The organism is Clostridium sp. DFI.5.61 (assembly GCF_024462915.1).
GTDB classification, from domain to species: domain Bacteria; phylum Bacillota; class Clostridia; order Oscillospirales; family Oscillospiraceae; genus Lawsonibacter; species Lawsonibacter asaccharolyticus.
In genome coordinates this window covers 1-5,112 of record NZ_JANGBZ010000101.1, presented here as the reverse complement: position 1 = coordinate 5,112, position 5,112 = coordinate 1, and the positions used below count along the sequence as shown (strand labels likewise).

6 protein-coding genes and 1 pseudogene are annotated in these 5,112 nt (G+C 64.7%); all 7 read right to left on the bottom strand.

Annotated elements, in window-relative coordinates; translation table 11 throughout:
* Positions 1-53 precede the first annotated feature (53 nt).
* Positions 54-1,847 carry a hypothetical protein gene (locus NE584_RS19030; protein WP_256183518.1) on the bottom strand — a complete coding sequence of 598 codons (1,794 nt, stop codon included), beginning with the start codon at positions 1,845-1,847 and terminating at the stop codon, positions 54-56.
* A 199-nt stretch (positions 1,848-2,046) separates the two neighbouring features.
* Positions 2,047-2,496: a hypothetical protein gene (locus NE584_RS19025; protein ID WP_256183517.1), complete on the bottom strand. Its 450-nt coding sequence runs from the start codon at positions 2,494-2,496 to the stop codon at positions 2,047-2,049.
* Positions 2,496-2,921 carry a phage tail tube protein gene (locus NE584_RS19020; RefSeq protein WP_256183516.1) on the bottom strand — a complete coding sequence of 142 codons (426 nt, stop codon included), beginning with the start codon at positions 2,919-2,921 and terminating at the stop codon, positions 2,496-2,498. The genes NE584_RS19025 and NE584_RS19020 overlap by 1 nt, the downstream gene beginning before the upstream one ends.
* 15 nt (positions 2,922-2,936) lie before the next feature.
* Positions 2,937-4,022 (bottom strand): phage tail sheath C-terminal domain-containing protein, encoded by a 1,086-nt coding sequence (locus NE584_RS19015; RefSeq protein ID WP_256183515.1) that lies wholly within the window; start codon positions 4,020-4,022, stop codon positions 2,937-2,939.
* 1 nt (position 4,023) lies between these two features.
* The gene (locus tag NE584_RS19010; protein WP_256183514.1) at positions 4,024-4,476 is read right to left on the bottom strand and encodes a DUF6838 family protein; all 453 of its coding nucleotides are present in this window, start codon (positions 4,474-4,476) and stop codon (positions 4,024-4,026) included.
* Entirely contained in the window at positions 4,473-4,886 is a 414-nt protein-coding gene (locus NE584_RS19005; protein ID WP_256183513.1) for an HK97 gp10 family phage protein, read from the bottom strand. The genes NE584_RS19010 and NE584_RS19005 overlap by 4 nt, the downstream gene beginning before the upstream one ends.
* Positions 4,870-5,112 (bottom strand): annotated as a pseudogene (locus tag NE584_RS19000) (hypothetical protein); the annotation flags it as partial. The pseudogene NE584_RS19000 and the gene NE584_RS19005, both read right to left, overlap by 17 nt.

The following is a 5,112-nucleotide window of genomic DNA, read 5'->3' as shown; positions in this document are numbered from 1 at the left end:
CCCCCCCCCCCCCCCCCCCCCCCCCCCCCCCCCCCCCCCCCCCCCCCCCCCACTCAAATGTTGTCCAGCGCCCGCAGCACACGCTCCCCCACTGTGCGGCCCAGTTCATCCGCAAACGCCCGGTTTCCGATGACGTTCCCCTGGACAATGACCGTCACCCGCACATCTCCCCGGCTCCTCCGCCGGACCAGCTGCCTCAGCAGCTCCCGGATCTCCAGCAGCACAGCCGCGCCGCCCCATCTCTCCTGGCCCGCCCCCACGAGGTGGACTACGCTGCTCCCCGCCGTCTGCTCCGCCATGCGCAGGGACACGTCGTGGGGGATGATCTGGGTCCCGCTGGGCAGGTCGATAATCTCGCCGCCCCGCTCGTTCACCCGGGTCAGGCCGCCGGAGAAATAGCTGGTGCCCAGGGCGTTGCCCCGGATTTTGTCTACCACCCAGCCTCCCACAGACTTCACGCCGCTGTAAACGGAGCCCAGGATGGGGATTCCCTCCACCGTCTCATCCAGCCAGCTCAATCTGTCGCTGATCCAGCTGAAGAAGCCGGAGACCGACTCTCTGGCCGTGTCAAAGGCCCCGGTCACGCTGTCCCGGATGCCTCCGAACACCTGCTTGGCCCCCTCCCACAGGCCGATGGCCGTGGCCTTTACCTTGTCCCAGTTGGCGATCAGCAGTGCGCCCGCCGCAATGGCCGCCATAATGCCCAAATAGATGGGGTTCGCGGCCAGAAAGGTGCTGCCCACGGAGATAAACTTCTGGACCGTCTGCACCGCCGTGATGGTGTCTGACGCGAATTTCAGGATCTTCACCGCCGCCAGGGCGCTCCCCACGCCGATGAGCACCCGCTGGATGGTGTCCCCGTTGTCCACCACCCACTGGAAGGCGGCGCTGGCCATGTCGATCCCCTTGGCCAGCCCCTGGTCGAACTGCTGGGCCAGCCGTGTGACCGTCCCGTCCTGGGACCACTGCTGGAACTTCTGCATCAGGCCGTCCGCCCGCTGGCTCAGCCAGTCCAAAGCGGACCCGGCCCGCAGGCTCCCGTCCTCCTGGGCGCCCAGCAGCTGCCAGATCCAGCCCTTGGCCGTCTGGGCCGCGCTTCCCAGCTTGGCGGTGACCGCGCTCACCGCCGCCTGGTTGGCCCGGGCCCGGACCAGCTCCTCATTGTTCCGGTAGAAGGCGTCCGCCGCTCCCTCATAGGCGGTGGTGAGGGTGTCCATCAACAGCTTGTTCCGCTCCGCCTCCCCGGAGCACCGCTCCAGCCGCTTGTTGAAGTCGTCCTCGCTGATCCCCACCCAGTTCAGGGCGTCGGCCAGGACGCCGGTCACCTTGGCGGTCTTGGCCGTCTCATTGGTGGCCTCGATCAGCCCCTCAATGGGGAGGGAGTCTCCGAAGGTGCCGCTGACGCCGGCGGCGATCCGGGTCCAGCGGGTCACGTCCTGCTCGCTGCGGGTCAGCTTGGCCAGCAGCTGGGATGCCTCAGTGGCCGTGTCCGTGTCCCCCAGGATCTTGTAAAATTCACGGTAGGCGGTGGCGGCGGTCTGGGCGCTGTACCCCGCCGCCTCATAGGCCGTGTTCAGCTTGCCCTGGGCGGCCCGGTACTCCTCCGTCACGTTGTCCAGCGCCAGAAAGCCCGTGGCCAGTCCCGCCAGTGCCACCGCGCCCCGCTTCACCGTCTTTGCGGCAAAGTCGGTGACCGCCTTTCCTGCCTTGTTGGTAAAGCGCAGGACGGACCGGGTGGCGGACACGGAGCCCTGATTCAGCTTCTCGATATTTTTGGCCGTGGCCAGCAGGCCCTTGGACATGTTATCTCGCATATTGAGGATGGTATTGATGACTTTCGTGGCCATCTCTGTCACCTCCCCGCCAGGAGCCGTGCCACCCCCAGGGCGGTCCCCGCCTCGCCCATGGAGATCTGCTCCTCATAGTACAGCGCCCGCGCCCCCTCCAGGAAGGCCCGCTCCGCCGGGCTGGTCCGGCTCAGCGCCTCCAGGGTCCAGCCCCGGGGCGCGTAGAAGGCGAACAGCCCCAGGAGAGGGTCGCGGGCGATCAGTTTTTTACCGTCTCAATACCGGGGGCCGCTCCCTGGGCCTCTTCCTTCTCTTCCCCGTCGTTCCCGTCCGTCTTCTGGGGCGGTTCCGGGAGCAGGCCCAGGAAGCGCAGCGCCTGCCCGCCCAGCTGGTCCTGCTCTGCGAGGGAAAACAGCTTGTCCAGCACCTGCATGGGGTCCTCCTTGCAGCCCAGCTCCTCCTGGAGCCTGCTGTCCCAGAGCTGGGGGCAGCAGGCGTAAAGGGCGTGATTCCCGCACTGGAGGGACTCCCTGGCGTCCTGCGCCGCTACCAGCTCCCCGTACAGGTCCAGCACCGTCTTCTGCCCGGGCATCCGGGCCTCCAGGCCCTTCCCGGTGCCAGGGAGCTCCAGCAGCCCCACCTTCAGCTTGTCCGCCTCCCGCTGCTCCCGTTTGGCCAGCAGCTCGTCAAAGCTAAATTTTCTCGCCATCACTCAATCGCCTCCAAATTCTTTGCCAGGACCGCCTTAAAGGGCAGCTCCCGCTCCACCGCCTTCTTGGCCTCGATGTTGGCCAGGGCCGCCTCCGTGAACACCACGCCGCTCACCGACCAGCGTTCCCGTGCTGAGCTCCCCGCCCTCCCCAGGGCGGAGATGACGGTGATATCCGGCATCTCACCGGTGCGGTAGCCCTCCACGATGGCGCTCTCCAGGGTGCTGTTGCGCTTCTTTCCAGAGATGGTTCCCTCGATGGCATACCCGTTGTAGATGGGGAAGGTGCCGTACTCACCGCAGAAGGAGCTGTCCTCAAAGTCCCCTGTCATTTTGATTTCGATCTTGGTGACCAGCTCCTCCCGCTCCCCGTTGATATACAGCTCGCTGGTGGAGCCGTGCAGGACCTCCTGATATTTCACCATTGCCTATCCCCCTCCTTACATCAGCGTGACCACAAATTTGAGGTCCGTCATGGAGCCCAGGATCTTCACATCGCCGCCCAGGAACACCTTCCGCTTGTACGGGGTGGCGATGACCTTCCCGTCGTCCCAGTCCACGGCCTCCGCCTTGCCCGAGTCGATCCAGGCGTTGCGCTGGCTGGTCACATCCACCGCGGCGGTGTTGTCATAGGTGGGGTCCAGGACGTTCTCGTCCCCCAGGTCCCGGAAATATCCGTTGACCACGGCCAGGAACAGCATCTGGTTGGCGGTGGTGTTTTTGTATTTCCCCCGGTAGTCCTTGCGGAAGGTGGCGGTGATGTCGTCCCGTATCAGGTCCATGGCCTCTACCGTCTCGATGTACTTCATGTCCTCGGTCTGGGTGCTTCCGTTGACAGTGGTCATGCTGTTCACGTCCACCCCCACCTGGACCTCATCATCCTCGTTGACCAGGACGAACTTGCCGGAGCCCACGGCCGTCTCTGCGTCTTCCGGCTCCTCTACGGTGGTCAGGTTGCTGCACACATAGCCGGTAGCCCCCCGCAGCACATTGCAGGCCGCCAGCAGGCCCGCCAGGCTGGGGGTGTACTTGCCGCCCCCCACCGCTCCCCGGTCGTCGGCAAAGGTGACTGTCTTGTTGACAAAGTTCACCACGTGCATGCAGTCTGGGGATGTGGTATCGTAGCACACCGCCTTCCAGCTCTTCTCTTCCTTCTCCCGGGCCTTGATCCAGCTCACCAGGTCGGTCCAGTCGCTGGAGGTGCCGTCACAGACCGTGATCCACCCGGTCTGCTCCTTCTGCACCAGAATGGCCAGGGCCTGGGCCAGCGTCCCCTCCGCCCCCACCTTGACCACCGACACCCGCAGGGGGCCAAAAGAGAGGGCGTCCTTGATATACTGCTGGTTGGCCGCGGTAAATTCATTCTCCGGGACCTGGGTGGCATCCCCAAACCGGAAGAAGCTCTCGCCGCTCCCCTCTGTGGCGTCCCGCAGGATCAGCACCGTGATCCCCCGCTCTGAGCGCCGGACAAAGCTGGCCGCCAGCTGCTTAAATGTCACTTCGATTTTTGGCAGTGTCACCGCCATTTCAATGCACCTCCAAATTCACGTTCAGCTCCTCCATGAGCTCCGCATCCTCTTCCTCAGCAGGAATGATGCGCTGGTCCAGGGTCAGGTCCATAGATGCCACCAGCACCCCGTCGGTCACTGTAAAGGACAGCCCCTCGTCGATGGGCACCGTCTCCTCCCCCACGGGGACCCCGTCCCGAAATGCCTCCGCCAGGGCCTGGCGCATGGCCAGGTTGTCCAGCTTGGGCCGGTACTGATCTGCTGCGAAGAAATAGACCCGGAAGGTGATGGCCTGCTCCACCCGGTGCCGGATGGCCCGGGCATCTCTGTCCTCCTCCAGCTCCACTTTGAGCGAGGGCCGCTGGATGGGAGCGCTCAGATCCTCCGCCATCAGCTCCGCCCCCAGGCCGGAGGCCTCCGCCGCCCGCTTCACCAGACCGCAGACCGCCTTGTTCAGTTCTTTCAGCGTCACAGCTTCTCCACCACCTCTCCGCTGAGAAAGTCGTCCAGATCGGTGTAGAACTCCGATTCAAAGCCCTTTGCCGCCACCTCGAACACATGGTGACCTTTCACAAAGCCAACCTCCCGGCCGTCGTGGGTGACCATCCGGTGCCCCTCCTCGATCAGGTGGGCGTGGGGGGCGTAGGAGTACACCCGGACAGCCTTGTCCCCCCGGTACTTGTACACCTTGCCCCGCTTGATGGACTTCAGGTAGTTTCCGGTCTTCTTGCCCAGCTTCCGGGCCTGTGCCTTTGTCTTGCTGCGCAGCTTAGACCCCTCCTTCTGGAGAAATCTCCGCTCCGCCTTCTCGTACTCCTGACCCACGGTAGCAAGGTCCTTTGCATATTTCTGGAGCTCCGAGAGATCAAATCCCTGGGACACTGTCCTCCACCACCAATCTGCAATACAGCTCCAGCCACCCGCGCCGGTTGTAAATGGGGTAGCCGTACAGCACATCATACCGCTGTCTGCGGAAGGTAAAATACATCCCCCGCTCGATGACGGGGCAGGCAGAGATCCGCAGCCGCACCCGGTGGGTGATCTCCGCCCGTTCCACGGCTCCCTCCAGGGGAGCCGTGGGGGGGGGGGGGGGGGGGGGGGGGGCGGG

Coding starts and splice junctions, on each gene's coding strand:
- NE584_RS19030 (WP_256183518.1), bottom strand. CDS start 1,847: ATGGCCACGAAAGTCATCAATACCATCCTCAATATGCGAGATAACATG.
- NE584_RS19025 (WP_256183517.1), bottom strand. CDS start 2,496: ATGGCGAGAAAATTTAGCTTTGACGAGCTGCTGGCCAAACGGGAGCAG.
- NE584_RS19020 (WP_256183516.1), bottom strand. CDS start 2,921: ATGGTGAAATATCAGGAGGTCCTGCACGGCTCCACCAGCGAGCTGTAT.
- NE584_RS19015 (WP_256183515.1), bottom strand. CDS start 4,022: ATGGCGGTGACACTGCCAAAAATCGAAGTGACATTTAAGCAGCTGGCG.